A 22600-nucleotide genomic window follows, 5' to 3' on the forward strand; every position below is an offset into this window, starting at 1 on the left:
TGAACTGACTGAACACCTCCGGTCAAGGGGCGGACGCCTAGCTCAGGCATCCTTGATCGATACGCGGTCGCCGCACAGTTCCGACCAGTCGTCGCGGTCGGAGGCCGCGTTCCAGTGGAGCTGCGGAGCGGAGCGCCATCGCGGCCACGAGAGCGCCAATGGCGTACTTGTGGCCGTGCAGGCCGCCGGCATCACTCAGCAGCTGCACCGCAGTGAGGCTGTCCCCCTGGGTAACGTCGTGAACCTGAGGCCGGGAGAGCACTCAGCGCAGCCGGGCGGTACCTGTCTTCCCGAAGACGGCCTCCACCACCGTCAGGGCCGACACGAGGACGGGCACGCCTACGCGCCGGGCGGCCTCGATCCGGATGACCATCTGTCGGTCGTTGCGCAGGAGCAGCGACCGACAGCGCCTGGGAGTCCAGAACCAGGGACCTGGCCGCGGCTCCCTTCCTGCGGCGCTGTCGCCGGATGCGTACGGCGCCGGTGCGTCGCCGAACAGGTCGCGTTGGCCGGCCTGAACTTCGGTTTCGCTCAGCGGTTCGTGCTCGGCTTCGCAGGAAGCCACGATCTCGGCGAGGCCGTCCATCGCCGGCTGGGGCCGGACTGCTGCGGTCACGTAGGCGGACACGCCGCGCCTCATCGGCCTGTACCACTACGACGACCTGTCGACCGAGGAACTTTGGCTCGGCGAGTACGACCTAGCAGTCTGAGCAGCGCCCCAGTCTCTCCCCGAGGCTGGGGCGCCTCTTCGTACACGCCGGCATCACTGGTCGGTGCAGGACGCGCATATGGTCATGATCAGAAGCTACTGCGAGGGGAAATCCGGACTGTTCGCTGCGCTGGTGGCAGTGCCAGCGATCGTCGGTGGTGACGTTGGCAGCGTGCTCGGGCGAAGATTCAGGCCAACGGTGGTCGGCATCAGGCGAGGGCGGCTCGCGATGCAGCATAGATATCCGCCGAGGCTCAATACGTGGCTGCCCTCTGGGCTGTCAGGCAGGCTCAGACAGCCAACTTCATTCAGTCCGTCCACGCGTCGCATAGCGAGCAGGTACTGCGCTCCCGGCGCGCGACGGTTCTGTCCTGGCTCGGCTGGTGCCGGAGCGCGGCTACGACGGTCCCGCAGTCCCGGCCTGGACCAAGCGGCTGGCGGTGCCGAACTCCGAGACCCCGGCCCGCTCGCGCATGACGATCGACGACGTGCTGGAGCTGGGAGCCGGGCACGGCCGCGACCCGCCTTCGCCCACAAAGGGACCACCGTCCAGGCAACCGACTTGAGCCCCGTCGGGCTGGAGCAGCTGAGTGACGTCGCCCGCTCCCAGGGCGTCGAGGAGCGGATGACCACCGCGGTGCACGACGTGCGCGAGCCGCTGGCGCTGCCGGGCGACTCGGTGGACGCGGTCCTCGCTCACATGCTGCTGAGCATGGCGCTGTCGACGAAGGATCTCCACACCCTGGTCGGCGAGGTCCACCGTGTCCTGCGGCCCAACGGGGCGTTCGTCTACACCGTGCGGCACACCGGCGACTACATCTACGAGCACGGCGGCTTCGCCGTCCATTTCTTCGGCCGTGACCTGGTCGACGCCCTCGCCGACGGCTGGACCCTCGAAGAGATCCACGACTTCGAGGAAGGCGACCTGCCCCGCCACCTGTGTCGCGTCACCCGGACCTTGCCCCTTTGACCGAGACCCCCGCGCCGCCGACGGACATCACCGTCGACGGCACCGGTCTGCTGTGCGTCACCCTTTTACTGAGGCTGCGCGCCCGCGCATTGCCGACGCAGCGGCGGGCAGGGTCGTCCACGTCATCGTCACCGACCCCGCCGCCCCGCTCGATCTGCCCGCCTGGTGCCACATGACCGCGTCTCTGACTCAGTGCCCTGTGACAGGCTCCGCAGTTGACGCCGAGCGGATGGGCGAAGAATCGTCAGCCGAGATGGTGTCGCGTGAGGTCGAGAGGGGCATCGGGCCTGCTGGAAGGGTGAGGATAGCGATGACGATCTTTCCGTACTCCGTCTCCTCGACTGACCACGCGCTGGCGAGGCTGTCCACGATGAACAGGCCACGCCCGCTGGCAGCCACCGTCCCTTCGTCGACAGATGAGTTCGAAGGTCGCGCAGGGACGGCAGCGATGTCGGCCCCGCGGTCGACGACGCCCAACGCCGTACCGAACTCGTAGACCTCAACCCTTATGAGGACCGCACCGCTGCTGTGCTGGATGGCGTTGGCGATGAGCTCGCTGGCCACCAGCATGGCATCGAAGAGCTGATCCTCCGCCTTGCCGTCCAGGACGTCGACCAGGACGGTACGGGCGGCGCGCTGCGGGGTATCGAGTCCGTCGAGCACCACATCACGGTGGACCAACAGGTCTCCGAGGCTCCGGTCATGCACCATTTCGGCAGTTGTCGTGGACATCCTCGTCTCCTCACATCGGGAGGGAGCTACGCGGTGGCTCTGTCCGTGACCGCGGTGTCGTCGTCGAAGGTCATCTCCGGTGCGGGTCGGCGGAAGCCCTTGGTCAGGACGGCCAGGTAGACGACGCCGATCGCCAGCCAGACGCCGCCGATCTGGAGTGCGACGTCGTCGAGCCTCGTGAGCAGGTAGAGAGAGACGCCAACGCCGATGGCCGGCATCACCAGGAAGGAGAAGAGGTTGGGGGTGCGGCCGTCTCTGCGCTCTCGGACCAGGTGGGCGATCACGCAGACGTTCACCAGGGCGAAGCCGAGGAAGGCGCCGAAGTTGATGAACGAGGTGGCTGTGGTCAGGTCGAGTTTCATGGCGATGACACCGGCGGCCGCGGTCAGCAGCAGGTTCAGGACGGGCGTGCCGGTCTTCCCCGACAGCTTGCCGAAGACGGCCTTGGGCAGTGCGCCGTCGCGTCCCATGACGTACATGAGGCGGGCGGCGGAGGCTTGCAGGGCGATGCAGGAGGCGATGGATCCGGCGATGGTGACGAAGTTGATCATCTCGGCGTACGTCTCGCCACCGACCAGGACCTTCAGGTGGTAGGCGGCCGCGTCGACGTCGACGAACGTCGCGCCGGGGTGAACCAGTTGCATCACGAAGGACAGCACGATGAAGATCGCTCCGGCGGCGATGACGCAGCCGATGATGCCGCGGCCGATCGTCCTCGCCCCGCCCCTGGCCTCCTCGCCCAGTGTGGAGACGGCGTCGAAGCCGAGGAAGGAGTACGCGGCGATGGCAGCGGCAGCGGTGACCGCGCCGATCGAAGTGCCGGAGTTCCACAGGGCGTCCATGGCGGGAGCGGACGAGCCGTGCTTGCCGAGGAAGACGACACACAGGGTGGCGAAGAGGACCAGCGACCCCAGAGCGATGAACATCAGGACCTTGTTGACGCGGTCCGCGAGCTTCATGCCGAAGACGTTGATGGCGGTGGTGATGCCCACCGAGACGATCAGCCAGACCCACTTGGGTATGGCGGGGAACTGGGCGTTGAAGTAGATCGCGGTGATAAGCCAGCCGACCATCGGGATGAAGAAGTAGTCGAGCAGCATCGCCCAGCCGGACAGGAAACCGATGCGGCTGTCGAGCATCTTGCGGGCGTAGGTGTAGACCGATCCCGCGCCGGGCACAGCGCGTGCCATCTTCGCGTAACTCAGCCCGGTGAGCAGCATCGCGAGGGTGGCGACGACGAAGGCGGTGGGGGCCACGCCGCCGCTGGTGGCGGCGACCACGCCGAACATGGTGACGACGATGCCAGGGGAGATGTAGGCCAGGCCGAACAGGACGACGGAGAAGAGGCTCAGGTCGCCCTTCAGTCTCATGCTGTTCCCCGTGGTCTCGCTGTTCATCGTGGGGGCTCCTCGGTGGTGGGGGCGGGGTTCCAGGTGGCGGGGTCGATGCGGCCCCCGTACAGCGGGAGGTCGAGGGCTGGGTCGCCGGGGCGGAATTGGTCCCAGATCCGGTTGAGACCGGCGGTGCCGTAGCGGCGGACGTTGCTGACCTCGTCGAGATCGATCACGTCGGTGAGGGTGGAGTCGCCGGCATCGACGGTTTCGGCGCGCACCGTGCCCTGGGGGTCGATGACGAGGCTGCGGCCGATCCCGGAGGGGGCAGCGGAATTGACGCTGGCGACGAAGACCTGATTGGCGATGGCATTGGCGCGGTTGAGGACGACTTCCTGTGCGCGATCGCTCGTCGGCGTGCGGACCACGTTGACGATCAGCTCGGCGCCCATCCAGGCCAGATGGCGGGAGATCTCCGGGAACCAGGTGTCGTAGCAGATGGACAGTCCGATGCGGCCGACCCCGGCGAGGTCGACGACCTCGAACCGGTTGCCGGGTGTGGTCGTCTCGTACGGGCGCCACGGACAGATCTTGCGGTACGCGGCGAGGCGCTCACCCCGTGGCGAATAGACCGGTGTCGTGTTGTGGACGCGGTCGCCGTCTCCTCGCTCGTAGACGCTGCCGGGGACCAGCCAGATGCCCAGATCCCCCGCGAGCTCGGCGAAGGCCGCATCGCGTTTGCCGTCGAGCGGCTCGGCCGCCTGCCCCGGGTCAGCCGGGACGCCGGGGGCGCTCTCGCCGAGGTGCAGTTCGGGGTAGACGACGAGGGCACCGGTTGCGCGTAGTCTCACGCGCCGCTCCACGTCGGCGGTAAAGCCCGCGAGGTCGTCGGCCGGGCGGCCGGGCGCCTGGGCGAGGATCAGGGGCAGGGGGCGGGCCATGCGAGAACACCAGCCAATCGAAGGGTGCATTTAACCCGGAGAAGTCGACGGAGATTCGGGCTCCGATAACCAAAAATTCCGGTGAAATAAGAATGCGCCCCATCAGCCATAGCCTCAAATACTTGGAAGGGCTGATTACCATGCCCTTGAGGCATGAAGGTGCCATGCTCCGCCCCTCCGTCGGCACTTCCTTCCCCTGGCCCGCGCCCCGGCCGCCCGTGCGGACACCACCGAGGCCGCAGTCGATGCCCTGACCGCCGGCCGTGCCACGCGGATCACCGCGGTGGCGCCACCCATCGCCATCACCGGCATGATCACGCCGTTCCTGGCCACCTGGGGTCCGGGCGCACCCGCCTCGCCATACCGAAGAGTAACGGCTAGATCGCATAGTGTAATAGGTAACGATCTCAGCGCACACCTTGCGTCACGGCTCGTAACCTCTAGCCTCCGTGCATGGCATTTCTCTCAAGTCGCCGCAGACGGGCACGCCTTTCCCTGGAACTCGACGACACTGCCCTCGGCCGGCTGCTGAAGTCCCTTCAGTCGACGCCGAATACGGGCGCGATCGGGACGACGGACCTGTACATGGCCCAGGTATCCCGTCTCTTGAACCAGAGCCGGGCCGACTGGGACCGCCGCACCCATCAGCTCTCCGTGCTGGCGTACCGCCTGTCCGAATCGCACGGGCCCCGCGCCTGGGCCTCTCGTGAGCCGCGCAACGCGAGCGCACTCGTCCTCTCCGCTTGGGCGCAGCTCGAACGCGGACGTTCCCGGGGGCACCTGGAGGACGCGGTCGGCATCGCCGACAGCTGTCGGCGCGCCGCCGAATTGGCGCCGGAGGACCCCACTCCCTGGGTGGTCACGCTGGGGCTCTCACGGCTGGAGCGCCGCAGTCAGCCGGAGGTGTTCGGCATGTGGAACGAGGTACTGGCCCGCGACCGCTGGAACCGCGAGGCGTATCTGAGCATGCTGCGCTATCTGGGGCCGGAGGAGATGGGATCGCGCAGCCAAGTACTGGACTTCGTCGACGCGATCCGCGCCCGCATACCCACAAACGCGCCCTGCGCGGCTACCGAGCTCACCGCCCAGGTTCTGCAGTACCACTCCGTCCTCGCCCTGGGCGGAGTCGAGGCGCTGATGGCACGCAACCACTGGTCCCACGCATCGGCCGCCCAGGCCCTCGACCGTGCGGCACACGCTTGGGCCCAGCCCGGGTTCTTCCACCACGCGGCGGCCCTCGCCGACCTGAACGTGCTGGCCTACGCGCTGATGGCCGCCGAGCGGCGCCGCGAGGCCCGTCCGGTCTTCGAGGCGATCAACGGTACGGTCGCAGCCTGGCCCTGGAGCGTCGGAGGCGACCCGGTGTCCGCGTTCGAGAAGGCGCGGAGCAGGAGCGGGACCGGCGTGTGAGTTGGGGGGACCCCCACCCCTCGGCTTGGGGGACGGGACAGTTCTTGACGGCAGAGCAACGCGGGAGGGGGAGGTCAACCGCGGATGATGTTCCCGGCCTCGGGGGTCCTTCTGGCCATGCGTGACGTCGAACATGACGTCACGTACCGCTGGCCGTCATGCGTCCTTAAACCGCGCCTTCGGTGCGTCAAACGTTGCGTCACGCGCCCACAGCAACTCACGCTGGACGACCTCGCGGCACCAACCTCATGAGACAACACATAACTAGCGAGGGTCGGGAAAGCCGTCGAGGCCCAATGGACAGGGGCTGAGCGGCATGCCGTCGTCGGGTGAGTCGGTCAGGAACATTCGGTAGTGCTCGCCCCGGGCGGGGCGGATCACGAGGGTCGCCTCCGGCACGAGGGCACTGCGGAGCGACTCGAGGACGGCGGGCCCGTCGTCGGCTGTGACTTCCGTGTGAAAGATGCAGACGGAGCCAAGGTTGAGAAGGTGCCCTGCGATCGTGACCCCATACTCGGAGCTTGTGACGCGTAGCGACTGTGGCCGGCCACTGAGCAGCTCCCTTGTGTTCGCGTCGTCGATCCAGGTAAGTGTGATCGTCAGCTCGCGGCTGACGAGTGCGGGAGCAGTTCGCTGGAGCCGCGGATCACCAGGCGGGTGGGGACCATGACGGTCCGGACGCGGCTGTGGGCGCCGTCCAGGCGGGCGAGCGCGGTCTTGGCCGCTGTTTCACCGATGGTCGCGGGGTCTTGGGCGACAACGGTCAGTGCCGGTTCGAGGGCTTCGGCGAGTGGGAGGTCGTCGAAGGTGATCAGGGCGATGTCTTTGCGGCGTGCGCGGGCGAGTTGTGCGATGACGCCAAGGGCCATCATGTTGTTTCCGGCGAAGATGGCGGTGGGCGGATTCGGCAGGTTCAGCAGTGCTGTGGTCTCGGAGGCGGCCCCGTCCTGGCTGTGGGCGCCAGTCACCAGGGTCCGGTCGTAGGGCAGTCCGGCCTCGGCGAGCGCCGAGCGGTAGCCGGCGAGCCGTTCACGCTGGGTGTAGAGCTTGGCGGGCAGGTCTCCGATGAAGCCGATGCGGATGTGGCCGCGGACGATGAGGTGGGACACGCCCTCGTGGACGCCGGTCCGGTTGGAGCTGACCACGCAGTCGGCGGACAGACCGACGCCCGGCCGGTCGAGGAAGACCACCGGCAGCCCTGCCGCGCGCGGCGCCTTGAGGTGACTGTGGTCGGCTCCGAACGCGGGGACGACCATCAGCACGCTGACACGCCGGGCGAGAAAGGTCTGGATCAATGCCTTCTCGCGGTCCGGGTCTTCAGCTGACGAGCCCATGAGCAGAGTGAGCCCGCGGCTGCGCACGACGTCTTCTATGCCGCTGGCGACGGTTCCGAAGAAGGGGTTGCCCAGGTCCGGTACGACCAGGCCGACGGTGGTGTCGGGGCCTCCGACCCGAATGTTGCGGGCCATCAGGTTCGGCTGGAAGCCGAGCTTCGCGACCGCGGCGAGCACACGCTCACGGGTCTGCGGAGAACTCGGCCCGTCCTCGTTAAGGACCCGGGACACCGTCTTGGCGCTGACGCCCACTTCCTTGGCGACATCGGCCAGTGTGGGGCGACGGTTAGCGGCCATGTACCACCGTTCTTGTGCGTTCGTCGGGCCCGACCCCTGCCGAGGGCCGGGCCCGCTGTCCTGTCTATGCGGCGACCCTGCGTTCTACGCGGCGTTGCCCCCGCGGTGACTCAGTGGGCGGACACGCCTGCCGCCTCGGCAGCATCCGCGTCAGCAACGACCGTACCTCCATCGTCGCTCACCCTGAGCGCCCCCGTCATGATGGCGACGACCTCCGCCATCGAAAAGTCGGAAGGCTTGATCAGGGCTTCGCGCCGGCCGAGCCGGTGGATGTGGATGCGGTCGGCGATCTCGAAGACATGCGGCATGTTGTGGCTGATCAGGACCACGGGCATGCCCTTGTCGCGGACTCGGCGGATCAGGTCGAGGACCTGTCCCGATTCCTTGACGCCCAGCGCGGCGGTGGGCTCGTCCATCACGACGACACTCTTGGCCCAGGCGACGGACCGCGCGACCGCCACAGCCTGGCGCTGGCCTCCGGACAGGGTTTCCACCGGCTGGGTCAGCGACCGCAGCCCGATCTTGAGGTCGGCCATGTGGGCGGCCGCCTCCTGACGCATGCGCTTCTTGTCGAGCATGCGCAGCGTGCTGCCGAGGAGGCCCGGCCGGCGCAGCTCGCGTCCGAGGAACATGTTGGAGGCGATGTCCATGGAGGCGGCGACGGCAAGGTCCTGGTAGACGGTCTCGATGCCGTGCTGCCGGGCGCTCTGCGGTCCGGTGAACCTGATGGGTTCGCCGTTCAGCCGGATCTCGCCCTCGTCGGGGGTGATCGCGCCGGTGAGGGCCTTGATCAGGCTCGTCTTGCCGGCGCCGTTGTCGCCGATGACGGCGAGGACTTCGCCGGGCAGCAGGTCGAAGTCGGCGCCGTCGATGGCGGTGACATGACCGTACCGCTTGACCAGGCCGCGGGCCTGGAGCACGGGCGTGACATCGGAAGTGCTCATCGTGCCTTCCTCCGGGAGATCTGGTCGACGGTCACGGCGAGGATCACCAGGACGCCGGTGATCAGGGTCTGGTAGATGGAGGCGACGCCCATCAGCTGGAGACCGTTGCGGAACACACCGACGATGAGGACGCCGATGAAGGTGCCGAGGACGGCGCCCCGACCGCCGAAGAGGCTGGTGCCGCCGAGGACGACGGCGGTGATGCTGTCGAGGTTGTCGGTCTGTCCGGCCTGCGGGTCACCGACGCCGGTACGGGAGATCAGGAGCAGCGCGGCGATTCCGTAGACGGCTCCGGCCAGGGTGTAAAGGCCGATCGTCAGCCGGGAGGTGCGGATGCCGTTGAGGCGGGCCGCCTCGGGGCTGTTGCCCAGCGCGTACACGTGACGGCCCCAGGACGTGCTGCTCAGCGCGTAGGCGAAGACCAGGAACAGGGCGATGGTGACGAGCGAGCCGTAGGTGATGTCGGTGTTGCCGAGCGGGAAGGTCTCACCGAGGGCCGTCAGCGGTCCGGGGAGGTTGGTGATCGTCTGTTCGGCGGAGTAGATGTGGGTCAGGGCGAAGGCCACGTTCAGCATGCCGAGGGTGACGATGAACGGGGGAAGCGGGATCAGCTGCACCAGCAGACCGTTGACCAGACCGAAGCCCGCGCACACGGCCAGGCCGAGGGCGATCGCGACAAGCGGGGGCAGGCCGCTTTCGGCTGCCGTCTTGGCGATGACGATGCTGCCGAACGCCATGACGGCACCGCAGGACAGATCGATGCCGGCGGTGAGGATGATCAGTGTCTGGCCGATGGCCAGTGTGCCCACGACCATGACCTGCTGGACGATCAGCGAGAAGTTGCCGCCGGAGAGGAACTGCTCGGTCGTCAGGGAGAAGAAGACACAGGCCAGCAGCAGGGCGACGAGCGGGCCCGTGGTCGGCGTGGTGAGCAGCCGGCGGACCATGGTCGGTCCTTTCAGCTGATCGTAGGGCAGGGGTGTGGCAGTCATGAGGGTCCTTGCCGGTGGTCGGTGATCGGCGGAGCGGGGTTCGTCAGAGGGTTGGCGGAGGGCTGTTCGCCGGGGCACGCCGCGAAGGGTGCGGGTAGCCCGGCCTTACGGACGGGGAGACCGGGTTCGGTCTGTTCGGCCGCAGGAGCGGCCTGTACGACCGCAGGCACACCCTGATGCCGGGCTCAGCCCCAGCACTTCTCCAGGCCGTAGGCGGTGTCCTTGGAGTCGACCCCCGTCTTGGCCGCGTCGGTGATGAGCGTGACGCCGGTGTCGGTGTAGCCGGATGCCTTCCTGCCGTTCTTGGCGAAGTCGGCGACCGCCTTGACGCCCTGGGATGCCATCTGGAGCGGGTACTGCTGCGAGGTCGCCGCGATCTTGCCTTCCTTGACGGCCTTCGTACCGGTGCAGCCGCCGTCGACGGAGACGACGAGCACCTTCTTCTCCAAGCCCTTGGCCTTGAGCGCGGTGTAGGCGCCCAGTGCGGCCGGCTCGTTGATCGTGTAGACGACGTTGATGTCCGGGGACTTCTGGAGGCAGTTCTCCATTGCCGTCTGGCCCTTGGCCTGGTCGCCGCCGGTGTCCTGCATGCACACGATCGACGGGTCGCCCTCCGCGACGCCCAAGCCCTTGAGGAAGCCCTGGTGGCGCTGCACGCCCACCGCGACGCCGGGCGCGAGGTCCAGCGTGGCGATCTTCGCCTCCTTGCCGGCCATGGCCGCCTTGGCGTACTGGCCGATGAGCTCGCCCGCCTTGACGTTGTCGGTGGCGAACAGAGCGTCGGTGGCGTCCTGCGGGTCGGTGGGGCTGTCGAGCGCGATGACCAGGACGCCCTTGGCGCGTGCCTTCTCGAGGGCGGGGACGATCGCCTTGGAGTCGTTGGGCGTGATGAGGATGCCCTTGACCCCGGAGTTGACCATGTTCTCGATGGCGGTGACCTGGCCCGCGTTGTCGCCGTCGAACTTTCCGGCTGCGCTGACGAGTTCGACGCCGTTGTCCTTCGCGGCCTGCTCGGCGCCCGCCTTCATCTTCACGAAGAACGGGTTCGTGTCCGTCTTGGTGATCAGCCCGACCTTGACCCCGTTGCCGCCGGACCCGCCCTGCGCGCCGGAGCCGCAGGCCGTCAGGGTCAGCGCCGAGACAGCGGCGAGAGCGGTGAATCCGATGGAAGCGAAGGCGGTGCGGCTTCTGCGAAGCATGACTGATCTCCTGCTGGACGAGGGCGGAACGGCCGTGGATCGAGGTGCTGCAGAGCAAGGGAACTGCTGCTGGCGAACGCACCGGAGCGGTGTCATCGTTGACCGATGTCATCGTTGACACCGCTTGCGGAGGATGATGAACTCCATCACCCGGAAACGTCAATGCCTTCCCGCCGTCACAACTCGGCAACGCTGCCCGCCCGCACCGCCTCACGCCGAGAGCGCCGCTCTCCGTGAGCTTCCTCAAGGCCCCTTGAAAATGCAGCCTTCCCGCGCTGCCCACCTGGAGAGAACGAGCCATGCGCCTGCCTCTGGTCACCGTCCTTGGTGAATGCGTCGCGGACGCCTTCACCGCCCCCGCACCCGTTCCGGGCGAGCTTTCCCTGCGGGTCCTGCCGGGCGGCGGTCCGGCGAACACCGCTGTGGCGCTCGCCCGTCTGGGCACGCCCGCCCGCTTCCTGGCGCGGCTGTCCGACGATGTCTTCGGGCGCCTGTTCCGCGGGCACCTGGAAGCCTCGGGCGTCGACCTCACGGCCGCGATACACGCGCCCGAGCCCAGCACGCTGGCCGTCGCCGAGCTCGACGCCCAGGGCCGGGCCGCGTACTCCTTCCACGCCCAGGGCACCGCGGACTGGCAGTGGACGGCCGATGAACTCGCAGCCGTGGACCTGACCTCCACGGCCTGCCTGCACTCGGGCTCCCTGACCCTGGTGCGCGAGCCCGGCGGCACGGTCGTGGAGGACTTCCTCGCCCGCGCCTCCGCCACGGCCACGATCTCCATCGACCCGAACGTCCGGCCGCTGCTCGTGGCACCCGAGGTCTACCGGGAACGCCTGCCGTACTGGTGCGCGATCGCGGACATCCTCCGCCTGAGCGAGGACGACCTGGAACTTCTGCTGCCCGAGTACACGATCGAACGCGCCTGCGACACCTGGCACGCGGCGGGTGTCCCGCTCGTCGTGATCACCCGAGGGGAACGCGGCGCGGTCGCCTCGCTGAACGGCGTGCGCACCGCCGTACCCACACCTTCGACCGCTGTGGTCGACACCGTCGGCGCGGGCGACTCCTTCACCGCGGGCTTCCTGCACCATCTCGGCGCCAAGGGGCTCCTCGGTGGGCGGTTGACGGATCTGCGGGTCGACGACGTCTTCGACTCCTGCGCTTTCGCCGCGCGGGTGGCGGCGCTGACCTGCGGGGTCGTCGGGCCGAACCCGCCGTGGGCCAGCCAGTTGCCCCAGCCGTCACCCGTGGCCGGGCACCTCGCCGGCTGAAACGGCGGCCTGAACGAACTCGGACCAAGCCATTGACGCGCGGCCCGGAGCGCGCACATCATCACTCCGCACTGGGTGTCATCGCTGACACATGTCATCGATGACATCCCTTTCCGGGCTGTCCCCCACCGCCCGGCACTGCGAATCCCCCGGCGTCGTCCCATCGCTGCGGACGCGGGCCCGACGACGCCCACAGTGCAGGAGAAACCATGAGCCGAGCCCCCGCACTCCGCCGTGTCCCGCGGCGCCTCGTCGCCGCCGCGGTAGCGGCATGCGCCCTCACCGTCACCGCCGTCGCCCCCCAGGCGGTGGCGGAAGACAGCCGGCCGTACACGGAGACGTACCGCCCGCAGTTCCACTTCAGCCCCGCGAAGGACTGGTTGAACGACCCCAACGGACTGGTCTGGTACCAGGGCGAGTACCACCTCTTCTACCAGTACAACCCGAGCGGCAGCACCTGGGGCAACATGTCCTGGGGGCACGCCGTCAGCAAGGACCTTGTGCGCTGGCAGGAGCTGCCCCTCGCCATCCCCCACGACGACCGGGAGATGGTCTTCTCCGGCAGTGCCGTCGTCGACCGCAACAACACCACGGGGTTCGGAACCCGTACGAACCCGGCGATGGTGGCCGTCTACACCAGCCACTACAAGGACAGCGGCAAGCAGGCCCAGTCCCTCGCGTACAGCACCGACCGCGGCCGCACCTGGACGAAGTACGCCGGGAACCCCGTGCTCGACATCGGGTCGAAGGAGTTCCGCGACCCCAAGGTCCAGTGGTACGCACCCACCAAGAGCTGGCTGATGACGGTGTCGCTGTCCACCGAGCGCAAGGTCCGGTTCTTCTCCTCCAAGGACCTCAAGACCTGGACGCACCTGAGCGACTTCGGCCCGCAGGGCGCGGTGGGCGGAGTCTGGGAATGCCCGGACCTGTTCCCGCTGCCCGTCGACGGTGACCCCCAGCGCACCAAGTGGGCGCTCGTCGTCAACATCAACCCCGGTGGCATCGCGGGCGGTTCGGCCGCCCAGTACTTCGTGGGCGACTTCGACGGCACGAAGTTCACGCCCGACGACGACGGCTCCTACACCGCTCCGCCCGGAGCGGTGGTGCAGGACTTCGAGGGAGCCGACTACGGCGGCTGGCAGACGACCGGCACCGCCTTCGGCAGCGGACCGGTCCCCGCGCCGGCGCCCGACCCCTCGGGCACGAACGGCTTCGAGGGCAAGGGACTCGTCGACAGCTTCCACGGCAGCGACTCCGAGACCGGCACCCTCACCTCCGCCCCCTTCACCGTCAACACCCCGTACCTCAACTTCAAGATCGGCGGCGGCCGTCACCCCTACGTCCCCGGCTCCGTGATGGGCGACTTCCCCGCCCCCGCGGGCGAGGTCCTCGCCGACTTCGAGCAGGACACCTACGGATCCTGGACCACCACCGGCACCGCCTTCGGCACCAGCCCCGCGCACGGCACCCTCCCCGGACAGAACCCCGTGTCCGGACACACGGGCACCGGCCTGGTGAACACGTTCCTGAACGGCGACGCGACCACGGGCACCCTCACCTCGCCCGAGTTCACCATCACCGCCAAGCACCTCAACCTCCTCGTCGGCGGCGGCAACCACCCCTCCGGAGCTGACGCGCCCACCGCCGTCCGGCTCATCGTCGACGGCAAGACGGTACGCAGTGCCACCGGCGCCGACTCCGAATCCCTCAACTGGGTCTCCTGGGACCTGGGCGACCTCGCCGGCCGGACCGCGCGCATCGAGGTCGTCGACCAGAACACCGGCGGCTGGGGACACATCCTGCTCGACCAGGTCATGCTGTCCGACACCCCCGCACGGCCCCGCTCGACAGAGACCACGGTCAACCTCCTCATCGACGGCAAGGTCGTCCACAGCGCGACCGGCGCGGACAGCGGAACCCTGGACTGGGCCTCCTTCGACCTCCGCGCCCACCAGGGCAAGCAGGCCACCATCCAGATCGTCGACATGAACACGGCCGGCTGGGGCCATGTCATGGCCGACCACTTCGTCGCCGCCGACCAACCGGCCCGCTCCAACCTGCAGCGAGCCGACTGGGTCGACTACGGCAAGGACTACTACGCCGCCGTCTCCTGGGAGGACAGCCCGGACGGCAAGCGCCGCATGATCGGCTGGATGAACAACTGGCAATACGGCAACAACACCCCGACCTCGCCCTGGCGGGGCGCACAGAGCATTCCGCGAGAGATGGCTCTGCGCACGGTGAACGGCCGGATCCGGCTGACGCAACAGCCCGTGTCCACTGTGGCATCACTCCACGGACCCCTGACCAGCGTGCGCAGCACCAGGATCGCGGGCGGTTCCATGCCGCTGGCCGCGAGCCGGGCCGACGGCAAAGCACTCGACATCCGGGCCACGTTCACCCTCGCCGACGCCAAGCGCTTCGGGTTCAAGGTGCGCACGGGGCAAGGCCAGGAAACCGTCATCGGCTACGACAGGGAGACCCAGGAGCTCTACGTCGACCGGACGCGTTCGGGCGCAGTGGACTTCCACCGCGACTTCCCCGGCGTCCAGCGCGCACCGCTGACAGCCAAGAACGGCAAGGTCGAACTCCGGATCCTGGTCGACTGGTCCTCGGTCGAGGTGTTCGGCGGCCAAGGCGAGGCCGTGATCACGGACCAGATCTTCCCCAGCCCGGACAGCGACGGCATCCAGCTCTTCGCCGAAGGCGGCTCCGCCCGCCTCGACAGCGCCTACGTCTGGCAGATGCGGTCATACCGCAGCTGACCATCTGCCCAGCCCCCTGACGGTGTGGAGGCGGCCACCGGTCCTCAACCGACCGCCCCACACCGTGCAGCCCTGCCGGCACCACCGGCAACAGAAGAGGAGTCAAATGAACAAGAAGTCACTGCTGGCCGAGTTCACCGTGCGCCCCGGAAACGAGGAACGTGTCGCCGAGCTGGTCCAGGACTACGCAGCCCGCGTCCGCGAGGAGCCCGGCAACCTCGCTTTCGAGGTGTACACGAAGAAATCCAACCCCTTGGCGTACTGGATCTTCGAGGTGTATGCGAGCGAGGCCGCCTTCCAGACCCACTTGTCGGCCCCCTACGGCCCGCCGTTCACCGCGGCGCTCCAGCCCCTGATACAGGAGAAGGAGTCCCTCCTCACCTTCCTGAGCCCGCTCGGCTGAGGAATCTGCGCCGGCCTCGCAGGTCGCGCACCACCAGCAGGCGGGTCGTCGGCCGGATTCGCCAAGGCCGAGCCTGGGTCCTTCATTCCCTGCAGTTGAGGGCGCGCGTCAGCTGCCGGTTCGCCGCGCGCGCCGCTTCGAGCTCGGCTTCCCTTTCTGCAACCCGCACCTTGTGCTCGATGGACAGCGACACCGTCATCAGCCAGCTCTTGGTGGGCTTGTGCCACTGGACCTTGTCCGTGGCGAGGCCGCGGAACGCAACCGCCGCGCAGACGAGCAAGCCCAGGAGGCAGCACAGCAGAAATGGGAAAGCGCCGTGCACGAAGCCCACGCCGCATACACCCACGCCTATCGCGTAAAGCACCTCGAAGAACAGTCAGACGCCTGGCACCAGGCCAAGCGTCTGACCAGCCGTGCGCGAGCACGCCACCTCACTGCCACCCGGACAGCAAAGAACCGAGATCGAGACGTGGCTCACGTTCGCAGACGCCCACCTTCAACAGCTCACCGAGTCCACCTGGACACCGAAACTACCCACACCGCCACAGCCCGGCAGCGCAGACCTAGAGCCCTTCCCCGACCACCGAAGCCCCCACGGACCTCACCCCCCACTGGCCACCAAATCGGGCCATAACCGACATGGCTTCACCAAGAGAAGGCAAAGAAGGAGCACTGCCAGGCGGCACCCCATGCATCGCCACCTGCAAGAACACGCACCTGACACCCCATCAGAACGAGCGTCAAATGAGCGTCACGAGCGTCATCTCAGCGTCAAGACATCGCCCGTAACGCCCACACGGCACATACCGCGCACCCGCAAAACCCCAGGTCACGCGTCCTTCTTCACCGGCTCCAGGATCGCCACGCACTCCACGTGGTGCGTCATCGGGAACAGGTCGAAGGCCCTCAGGGTCCGGACCTTGTAGCCGCGGTCCGCGAAGTAGGCCAGGTCTCGGGCCAGGGCTGCCGGGTCGCAGGCCACGTAGGCGATGCGGCGGGCTCCGAGGCCGGCGAGGTGGTGGACCGTCTGCTTGCCGGCGCCCGCGCGCGGGGGGTCCAGGACGATCAGGTCGACCTCGGTGATGCCCGTGCGCGGGAGGACCGATTCGACCTTGCCCTGTTCGATGCGGACGCGCGGGAAGGCGGCCAGGTTGTGGCGGGCGTCCTCCACCGCGCGCTTGCCGGACTCGATGCCGAGGACCGCGCCCTGGTCGCCGACGCGGTCGGCGAGGGCGCCCGCGAAGAGGCCGACGCCGCAGTAGAGGTCGAGGGCCGTCTCGCCCTTGCGGGGGGTCAGGCCCTGCATGACGGCGAGCATGAGGGTCTGGGCGGCCTTGGGGTGGACCTGCCAGAAGCCGCCGCTGCCGACGCGGTACGTGCGCTCGTCGGCGCGCTCGCGGACGAAGGCGCGGCCGTGGACGCGGTGCACGCCGCCGTCCTTCTCGTCGACGCGCATCACCGAGACCGGCTTGTCCAGCTCGACCAGCGGGAGGCGGGCGCCGGGGCGCGGGGTCAGGATGACCTGGCGGTCGCCGGAGCCGGAGGCGGCGATGGCCTCGATGGAGGCCATGCCCTCCCAGCTGCGCTTCTCGATGCCCAGTTCCGAGACGCCCTGGGCGGCGATCATGCAGTGGTCGATGTTCTCGACCTCGTGGGAGCGGTGCTTGCGCAGGCCCGCGTTGCCCTCGGCGTCGACCGCGTACTGCACGCGGGTGCGCCACTGCGGGACCTCGCCCGGCGGGAGCTTGTCGCCGTCGGCGGGCATGACCGTGCCGTCCCAGCCGGCCTCCTCCGGGGTGAGTCCGGCGAGCCGCAGGAGCTGCTCGGCGATGACCTCGCCCTTGAGGCGGCGCTGGGCGCCGGGCTTGGCGTGCTGCCAGTCGCAGCCGCCGCACTTGCCGGGTCCCGCGAAGGGGCAGGGCGCCTCGACGCGGTCCTTGGACGGGTCGAGGATCGTGACCGCGTCGGCGCGCAGGAAGCGGGAGGTCTCCTCGCCCTCGGTGACGCGGGCGACGACCTTCTCGCCGGGGAGCGCGTGGCGGACGAAGAGGACGCGGCCCTCCTCGGTGCGGGCGATGCAGTGGCCGCCGTGGGCCACCGGTCCGACCTCGACCTCGTACTCCTCCCCGATGAGCGACGACTCAGGTGCGTTCTGCTGCATGACGGGGAGGCTCCAGAGGATGTGAGGGGTGGAGAACGAGTGGTGGGGGGGGGGGGGGGGGGGGGGCCCCCCCCCCCCCCCCCGGGGGGGGGGGGGGGGGGGGGGGGGGGGGGGGGGGGGGGGGGGGGGGGGGCCGCCCCGCGCCCCCCCACCAGTCTACGTGCCGGTCGGGGCGGAATTCGCCTTCAGCGGCGTCAGCCCTTGGCCGCCGGTTCCTTCTGGCGCTTCTCGACGGGGCCGCGGCGGACCGAGCCCGGCGCGTTCCAGTCCTGGCGCTTCCGGGCCCGCTTCTTCGCGGCCTCGGAGGACCTGAGCTGGTACGGGACGGAGGTCACCATGACGCCCGGGGTGAAGAGCAGCCTGCCCTTGAGCCGCAGGGCGCTCTGGTTGTGGAGCAGGTGCTCGTACCAGTGGCCGACGACGTACTCCGGGATGTAGACGGAGACGGCGTCGCGGGGGCTCTCGCGGCGGATGTTCTTGACGTACTCGACGACCGGGCGGGTGATCTCTCGGTACGGCGAGTCGAGGATCTTGAGCGGCACGTTGATGCCGCGCCGGGTCCACTCCTCCTTGAGCGCCTTGGTCTCGGCCGGGTCGACGCTGACGGTGAGCGCCTCCAGCTCGTTGGCGTGGAGCAGCTTGGCGTACGCGAGGGCGCGCAGGGTCGGCTTGTGGAGCCGGGAGACCAGGACTACGGAGCGGACCCGGGACGGGCGGACGTACTCGTCGGGCCGTTCCTCCGCGGCGGCGATCTCGGCGGCGACCGAGTCGTAGTGCTTACGGATCGCGGTCATCGTCCCGTAGAAGATCACCATGCCGAGCAGGGCGACCCAGGCGCCGTGCGTGAACTTGGTCGCGAGGACGACGACGAGGACGAGGCCGGTGAAGAAGGCGCCGAAGGCGTTGATGGCGCGCGAGCGGATCATGTGGCGGCGCTTGGCCGGGTTGCGCTCCGTCTTCAGGTGCCGGTTCCAGTGCCGGACCATGCCGGTCTGGCTGAGCGTGAAGGAGACGAAGACGCCGACGATGTACAGCTGGATCAGCTTGGTCGAGTCGGCTCCGTAGACCCAGACGAGGAGGGCGGCGGCGCCGGCGAGGAGCACGATGCCGTTGGAGAAGGTCAGTCGGTCACCGCGAGTGTGCAGCTGGCGCGGCAGGTACCGGTCCTGGGCGAGGATCGAGCCGAGCAGCGGGAAGCCGTTGTACGCGGTGTTGGCGGCCAGGAAGAGGACCAGCGCGGTGGCGGCGGCGAGGACGATGAAGAAGAACGTTCCGTCGCCGAAGACGGCGGCCGCGACCTGGGAGATGACCGGGTCCTGGACGTAGCTCTCGCCGACGGGCACGCCGTTGAGGAGCAGGTCGTGGGCGGGCTTCTCGGCCATCCGGACGTCGGTGGCCATGGCCAGGAAGATGATGCCGCAGAACATGGTGACGGCGAGGCCGCCCATGAGGGCGAGGGTGGTGGCGGCGTTCTTCGACTTCGGCTTGCGGAAGGCGGGGACACCGTTGGAGATGGCCTCGACCCCGGTGAGTGCGGCACAGCCGGAGGAGAACGCGCGCAGCAGCAGGAAGACCAGCGCGAAACCGGCCAGGCCCTGCTGCTCGGGCTTGATCTCGAAGTCCGCCGTGGGGGCCTTCATCGTCTCGTCGAGGACGATCCCCTTGTACGCGCCCCAGGCGATCATGAGGAAGACGCCGGCGACGAAGACGTACGTCGGGATCGCGAAGAGGGAGCCCGACTCCTTCACCCCGCGCAGGTTCATCACGGTGAGCAGCACGATGACGCCGACCGCGCAGGCCACCTTGTGCTCGACGACGAAGGGGATCGCCGAGCCGAGGTTCTCGATGCCCGAGGAGATCGACACGGCGACGGTCAGGACGTAGTCGACGAGCAGGGCGCTCGCCACGGTGAGTCCGGCCTTCGGCCCGAGGTTGGTGTTGGCGACCTCGTAGTCGCCGCCGCCGCTCGGGTACGCGTGGACGTTCTGCCGGTAGGACGCGACCACCGTGAACATCAGGACGACGACCGCGAGCGCGATCCAGGGGCTGAAGTGGTACGCCGACAGACCGGCGACGGAGAGAACGAGCAGCACCTCGCCGGGTGCGTACGCCACCGAGGACAGCGGGTCGGAGGCGAACACGGGGAGGGCGATCCGCTTCGAGAGGAGGGTCTCTCCCAGCTTGTCGCTGCGCAGAGCCCGCCCGATCAGGATCCGTTTGGGCACGTCGGTCAGTTTGGACACGGAGAGGATCGTAAGCGTTCGAAAAGAGCCAAGCTCACCGCGACCCCCTATCCCTGCGGATCCATACGGAATCTTTCCGTCTGCCGCCTCCTCTACCGCCTCTGATGCTGTCCGGGTCGGCGTTGCCGCATAAGCTCGGACCGGGTGACCCGGCAGGGCGTCGCCCGCCGCGACCCGGGCGCATCGGGTGGAGAAAGTTGTGAGCAGGGTGTTTTCGCAGGTCAGCAGGGCGATCAGGAGTGCGGGGTAAGGGGACGTGCACATCGTCATCATGGGCTGCGGGCGAGTGGGAGCCGCTCTCGCGCAGACCCTGGAGCAGCAGGGGCACACCGTCGCGGTCGTGGACCAGGACCCGACGGCGTTCCGTCGTCTGGGGTCGGGTTTCGGCGGTCGGAGGGTCACGGGCGTGGGCTTCGACCAGGACACGCTGCGTGAGGCGGGCATCGAGGACGCCGGCGCCTTCGCCGCGGTGAGCAGCGGCGACAACTCGAACATCATCGCGGCGCGGGTCGCGCGCGAGATGTTCGGCATCGAGAACGTGGCGGCGCGGATCTACGACCCGCGCCGCGCCGAGGTCTACCAGCGGCTCGGCATCCCGACGGTCGCGACGGTCCGGTGGACCGCCGACCAGATGCTGCGGCGGCTGCTGCCCTCGGGTGCGGAGCCCCTGTGGACGGACCCGAGCGGTGGGGTGCAGCTCGCCGAGGTGCACACCTCTCCGGCCTGGATCGGCCACAAGATCAGCCGGCTGCAGGACGAGACGGGGGTGCGCGTCGCGTTCCTGACCCGGCTCGGCGAAGCGGTCATCCCCACGTCGCAGACGGTGCTCCAGGAGGGCGACCTGGTGCACGTGATGATGCGTACGGACGAGATCGCGAAGGTCGAGGAGGCCTTCGCCGAGGGTCCCGAGGAGGGCGGTCACTGATGCGTGTCGCTATTGCGGGCGCGGGTGCGGTGGGCCGTTCCATCGCGGGCGAGCTCCTGGAGAACGGGCACGAGGTCCTGCTCATCGACAAGGCTCCGACCGCCATCTCGGTGGAGCGGGTGCCGCAGGCGGAGTGGCTGCTCGCCGACGCGTGCGAGATCACGTCGCTCGACGAGGCGGCGCTCCAGCGCTGCAACGTGGTGATCGCGGCGACCGGCGACGACAAGGTGAACCTCGTCGTCTCGCTGCTCGCCAAGACCGAGTACGGCGTGCCGCGGGTCGTGGCCCGGGTGAACAACCCGAAGAACGAGTGGCTGTTCAACGAGGCCTGGGGTGTGGACGTCGCCGTGTCGACGCCGCGCCTGATGTCGGCCCTGGTGGAGGAGGCGGTGAGCGTCGGCGACCTGGTCCGGCTGCTCCGCTTCAGCCATGGCGACGCGAACCTGGTCGAGCTGACCCTTCCGCCGGAGTCGGCGCTCGCCGGCACCTCGGTCGGGGACGTGGCCTGGCCGCAGGACACCTCACTCGTGACGATCATCCGCGGTTCGCGCGTCCTGACGCCTAGCTCCGAGGAGACCCTGGAGGCGGGCGACGAGCTGCTGTTCGTGGCCGCGCAGGCCCGCGAGGAGCAGCTGGAGGACCTGCTGCAGGTCCGCCGCGAGGACGCGGACTCCTAGTTCCGCAGCACTCCGTACGGGGAAGGGCCCGGACCTGTTCGTCAGGTCCGGGCCCTTTCGCGTGCCGGCATCAGGCCTCGGGGGTGTTCTCCCTCGTGGCGGCGGCCGCCTTGCGCTCCTTCTCGGCGCGCTCCTCGGCCTCCATCTCGGCGAAGACGTCGATCGGCGGCGGAGCCTTCGCGAGGAACATCCAGGTGAGGTACACCGCGAGCAGGAACGGCGGGATCTTGAGCGCGACGAGGACCCAGCCGAACTTGGTCGTGTCGGCCCACCAGTACATCGGGAAGAGGATCGCGCACTTGCCGAGCAGGATCAGGCCCCAAGCCCAGCTGGCCTTCGCGTACGCCTTCTTCCGGCCCGGGTTACGGGTGCGCCAGGAGAGGTTCTCCTTGAAGACCGGGCCCAGGATCAGACCGATCAGCGGGACCCCGGCGAGCGTGGTGATGATGTACGCGAGGGCGAGGCCGAGCGTGTACAGCATGCCCGGCAGGTAGAAGTCCTTGGCGTTGCCGGTCATCATCGCGAAGACCACGCCGAAGGCGACGCCGAAGACCCCGCTGAACGCGTGCTTGACGGTGTCCCGCCGGATCAGCCGGACGGCGACCAGGACCAGCGAGACCGCGAGCGCGGCGATCGCCGAGATGTGCAGGTTCTTGTTGATCGTGAAGATCGTGACGAACAGCAGGCCGGGCAGGACCGTCTCGACCATGCCCCGCAGACCGCCGAAGGCCTCGAACAGCGCGGCCTCGGTGACCTCCTTCGCGGCCCTGGCGTCCTGGTCGGCGACCGGGCCGTCCTGGCCGGCGGTCGGGCCGTCCTGGTCCGTGGTCGTGGTCGGCTTGTCGAGGGACGTCACCGGCTACTCCTGTCCGAGCGGTCGGAGCTCGTATTTGGGGTTGAAGAGGACCCGCCGGCCATGGCTCATGGAGACGCGGCCGGAGGCGATCAGCTTGCGGCCCGGCTCGATGCCCACGATGGAGTGCCGTCCAAGCCACACGACGTCGAGCGGTGCCGTGCCGTCGAAGAGTTCGGCCTCCAGCGCGGGCACACCGGCCCGGGGGCGCAGCGTGACCGTGCGCAAGGTACCAGTCACCTTGACTATCTGGCGGTCGGAGCAGTCGCAGATGCGCGTGCACCCCGAGGCTTCGGCGTCCTCCTGGAGCTCCTCCGACTCCAGGTCCTCCGGGGAGGAGGAGAGCCGGTCGAGCATCCGGCGGAACCTACCGGCCGGCTTCTCTGTACGCGGTGCAGCACTCATACAGAAAGCGTACCGGCCACCACTGCCACCGGGACCGG

Annotated in this window: 18 protein-coding genes and 2 pseudogenes; 7 read left to right on the forward strand and 13 right to left on the reverse strand. The window is 68.7% G+C overall.

The window, feature by feature from the left end; translation table 11 throughout:
• Positions 1–42: 42 nt before the first annotated feature.
• A pseudogene (locus tag ACIA8N_RS16445) lies at positions 43–428 on the reverse strand (DNA-binding protein).
• Between the two features lie 587 nt (positions 429–1015).
• On the opposite strand from ACIA8N_RS16445, the pseudogene ACIA8N_RS16450 reads away from it, so the two are divergent.
• Positions 1016–1667 (forward strand): annotated as a pseudogene (locus ACIA8N_RS16450) (hypothetical protein); the annotation flags it as partial.
• A gap of 201 nt (positions 1668–1868) precedes the next feature.
• On the opposite strand, the gene ACIA8N_RS16455 reads toward ACIA8N_RS16450, so the two are convergent.
• From ACIA8N_RS16455 to ACIA8N_RS16465, 3 genes are read right to left on the reverse strand one after another with little or no spacing between them, the layout of a single operon-like run.
• Complete coding sequence (locus tag ACIA8N_RS16455) at positions 1869–2411, reverse strand: ATP-binding protein (RefSeq protein WP_365779560.1); 543 nt, start codon at positions 2409–2411, stop codon at positions 1869–1871.
• Positions 2412–2437: 26 nt separating this feature from the next.
• Positions 2438–3808, reverse strand: coding sequence for an APC family permease (locus ACIA8N_RS16460; RefSeq protein WP_365779558.1), 1371 nt, complete (start codon positions 3806–3808; stop codon positions 2438–2440).
• A complete protein-coding gene (locus ACIA8N_RS16465) occupies positions 3805–4683 on the reverse strand; it encodes a carbon-nitrogen hydrolase family protein (protein ID WP_365779556.1) in 879 nt (292 codons plus the stop codon). The genes ACIA8N_RS16460 and ACIA8N_RS16465 overlap by 4 nt, the downstream gene beginning before the upstream one ends.
• Before the next feature lie 606 nt (positions 4684–5289).
• Here ACIA8N_RS16465 and ACIA8N_RS16470 point away from each other — a divergent pair.
• A complete protein-coding gene (locus tag ACIA8N_RS16470) occupies positions 5290–6093 on the forward strand; it encodes a hypothetical protein (RefSeq protein ID WP_399416523.1) in 804 nt (267 codons plus the stop codon).
• Between the two features lie 599 nt (positions 6094–6692).
• Here the strand turns inward: ACIA8N_RS16470 and ACIA8N_RS16475 are convergent.
• From ACIA8N_RS16475 to ACIA8N_RS16490, 4 genes are all read right to left on the reverse strand, one after another.
• On the reverse strand, positions 6693–7724 hold the full coding sequence (locus ACIA8N_RS16475) for a LacI family DNA-binding transcriptional regulator (protein WP_365779552.1): 1032 nt from the start codon (positions 7722–7724) through the stop codon (positions 6693–6695).
• Positions 7725–7834: 110 nt separating this feature from the next.
• Positions 7835–8668 carry an ATP-binding cassette domain-containing protein gene (locus tag ACIA8N_RS16480; protein WP_361967319.1) on the reverse strand — a complete coding sequence of 278 codons (834 nt, stop codon included), beginning with the start codon at positions 8666–8668 and terminating at the stop codon, positions 7835–7837.
• Complete coding sequence (locus ACIA8N_RS16485) at positions 8665–9660, reverse strand: ABC transporter permease (RefSeq protein WP_365779549.1); 996 nt, start codon at positions 9658–9660, stop codon at positions 8665–8667. Before ACIA8N_RS16485 ends, ACIA8N_RS16480 begins: the two co-directional genes overlap by 4 nt.
• Before the next feature lie 185 nt (positions 9661–9845).
• Positions 9846–10859, reverse strand: a complete 1014-nt coding sequence (locus ACIA8N_RS16490) for a sugar ABC transporter substrate-binding protein (RefSeq protein WP_365779547.1) — start codon at positions 10857–10859, stop codon at positions 9846–9848.
• Positions 10860–11158: 299 nt separating this feature from the next.
• Between ACIA8N_RS16490 and ACIA8N_RS16495 the strand changes: the two genes are divergently transcribed.
• The 3 genes from ACIA8N_RS16495 (at position 11159) to ACIA8N_RS16505 (ending at position 15298) form a co-directional block, all read left to right on the forward strand.
• Complete coding sequence (locus ACIA8N_RS16495; protein WP_365779545.1) at positions 11159–12130, forward strand: carbohydrate kinase; 972 nt, start codon at positions 11159–11161, stop codon at positions 12128–12130.
• 209 nt (positions 12131–12339) lie between these two features.
• The gene (locus ACIA8N_RS16500) at positions 12340–14895 is read left to right on the forward strand and encodes a GH32 C-terminal domain-containing protein (protein WP_365779543.1); all 2556 of its coding nucleotides are present in this window, start codon (positions 12340–12342) and stop codon (positions 14893–14895) included.
• A gap of 106 nt (positions 14896–15001) precedes the next feature.
• Positions 15002–15298, forward strand: coding sequence for an antibiotic biosynthesis monooxygenase family protein (locus tag ACIA8N_RS16505; RefSeq protein ID WP_365779541.1), 297 nt, complete (start codon positions 15002–15004; stop codon positions 15296–15298).
• An 82-nt stretch (positions 15299–15380) separates the two neighbouring features.
• On the opposite strand, the gene ACIA8N_RS16510 is transcribed toward ACIA8N_RS16505, so the two are convergent.
• From ACIA8N_RS16510 to ACIA8N_RS16520, 3 genes are all read right to left on the reverse strand, one after another.
• Positions 15381–15629 carry a hypothetical protein gene (locus tag ACIA8N_RS16510; RefSeq protein WP_365779539.1) on the reverse strand — a complete coding sequence of 83 codons (249 nt, stop codon included), beginning with the start codon at positions 15627–15629 and terminating at the stop codon, positions 15381–15383.
• A gap of 498 nt (positions 15630–16127) precedes the next feature.
• A complete protein-coding gene (locus ACIA8N_RS16515; protein ID WP_365779537.1) occupies positions 16128–17459 on the reverse strand; it encodes a TRAM domain-containing protein in 1332 nt (443 codons plus the stop codon).
• Positions 17460–17653: 194 nt separating this feature from the next.
• A complete protein-coding gene (locus ACIA8N_RS16520) occupies positions 17654–19702 on the reverse strand; it encodes an APC family permease (protein WP_365779535.1) in 2049 nt (682 codons plus the stop codon).
• A gap of 256 nt (positions 19703–19958) precedes the next feature.
• On the opposite strand from ACIA8N_RS16520, the gene ACIA8N_RS16525 reads away from it, so the two are divergent.
• Together ACIA8N_RS16525 and ACIA8N_RS16530 are read left to right on the forward strand one after the other, a co-directional pair.
• Positions 19959–20627: a TrkA family potassium uptake protein gene (locus ACIA8N_RS16525; protein WP_030548378.1), complete on the forward strand. Its 669-nt coding sequence runs from the start codon at positions 19959–19961 to the stop codon at positions 20625–20627.
• The gene (locus ACIA8N_RS16530) at positions 20627–21304 is read left to right on the forward strand and encodes a TrkA family potassium uptake protein (protein ID WP_365779533.1); all 678 of its coding nucleotides are present in this window, start codon (positions 20627–20629) and stop codon (positions 21302–21304) included. Before ACIA8N_RS16525 ends, ACIA8N_RS16530 begins: the two co-directional genes overlap by 1 nt.
• 70 nt (positions 21305–21374) lie before the next feature.
• On the opposite strand, the gene ACIA8N_RS16535 is transcribed toward ACIA8N_RS16530, so the two are convergent.
• Positions 21375–22160, reverse strand: a complete 786-nt coding sequence (locus ACIA8N_RS16535; protein WP_365779531.1) for a DUF3159 domain-containing protein — start codon at positions 22158–22160, stop codon at positions 21375–21377.
• 3 nt (positions 22161–22163) lie between these two features.
• Positions 22164–22562, reverse strand: a complete 399-nt coding sequence (locus ACIA8N_RS16540) for an OB-fold nucleic acid binding domain-containing protein (RefSeq protein WP_365779529.1) — start codon at positions 22560–22562, stop codon at positions 22164–22166.
• Positions 22563–22600 lie beyond the last annotated feature (38 nt).

This window comes from Streptomyces sp. NPDC051822, from assembly GCF_044452745.1.
Taxonomy (GTDB): domain Bacteria; phylum Actinomycetota; class Actinomycetes; order Streptomycetales; family Streptomycetaceae; genus Streptomyces.

Coding starts and splice junctions, on each gene's coding strand:
- ACIA8N_RS16490 (WP_365779547.1), bottom strand. CDS start 10,859: ATGCTTCGCAGAAGCCGCACCGCCTTCGCTTCCATCGGATTCACCGCT.
- ACIA8N_RS16455 (WP_365779560.1), bottom strand. CDS start 2,411: ATGTCCACGACAACTGCCGAAATGGTGCATGACCGGAGCCTCGGAGAC.
- ACIA8N_RS16465 (WP_365779556.1), bottom strand. CDS start 4,683: ATGGCCCGCCCCCTGCCCCTGATCCTCGCCCAGGCGCCCGGCCGCCCG.
- ACIA8N_RS16480 (WP_361967319.1), bottom strand. CDS start 8,668: ATGAGCACTTCCGATGTCACGCCCGTGCTCCAGGCCCGCGGCCTGGTC.
- ACIA8N_RS16540 (WP_365779529.1), bottom strand. CDS start 22,562: ATGAGTGCTGCACCGCGTACAGAGAAGCCGGCCGGTAGGTTCCGCCGG.
- ACIA8N_RS16500 (WP_365779543.1), top strand. CDS start 12,340: ATGAGCCGAGCCCCCGCACTCCGCCGTGTCCCGCGGCGCCTCGTCGCC.
- ACIA8N_RS16475 (WP_365779552.1), bottom strand. CDS start 7,724: ATGGCCGCTAACCGTCGCCCCACACTGGCCGATGTCGCCAAGGAAGTG.
- ACIA8N_RS16485 (WP_365779549.1), bottom strand. CDS start 9,660: ATGACTGCCACACCCCTGCCCTACGATCAGCTGAAAGGACCGACCATG.
- ACIA8N_RS16505 (WP_365779541.1), top strand. CDS start 15,002: ATGAACAAGAAGTCACTGCTGGCCGAGTTCACCGTGCGCCCCGGAAAC.
- ACIA8N_RS16495 (WP_365779545.1), top strand. CDS start 11,159: ATGCGCCTGCCTCTGGTCACCGTCCTTGGTGAATGCGTCGCGGACGCC.
- ACIA8N_RS16515 (WP_365779537.1), bottom strand. CDS start 17,459: ATGCAGCAGAACGCACCTGAGTCGTCGCTCATCGGGGAGGAGTACGAG.
- ACIA8N_RS16530 (WP_365779533.1), top strand. CDS start 20,627: ATGCGTGTCGCTATTGCGGGCGCGGGTGCGGTGGGCCGTTCCATCGCG.
- ACIA8N_RS16460 (WP_365779558.1), bottom strand. CDS start 3,808: ATGAACAGCGAGACCACGGGGAACAGCATGAGACTGAAGGGCGACCTG.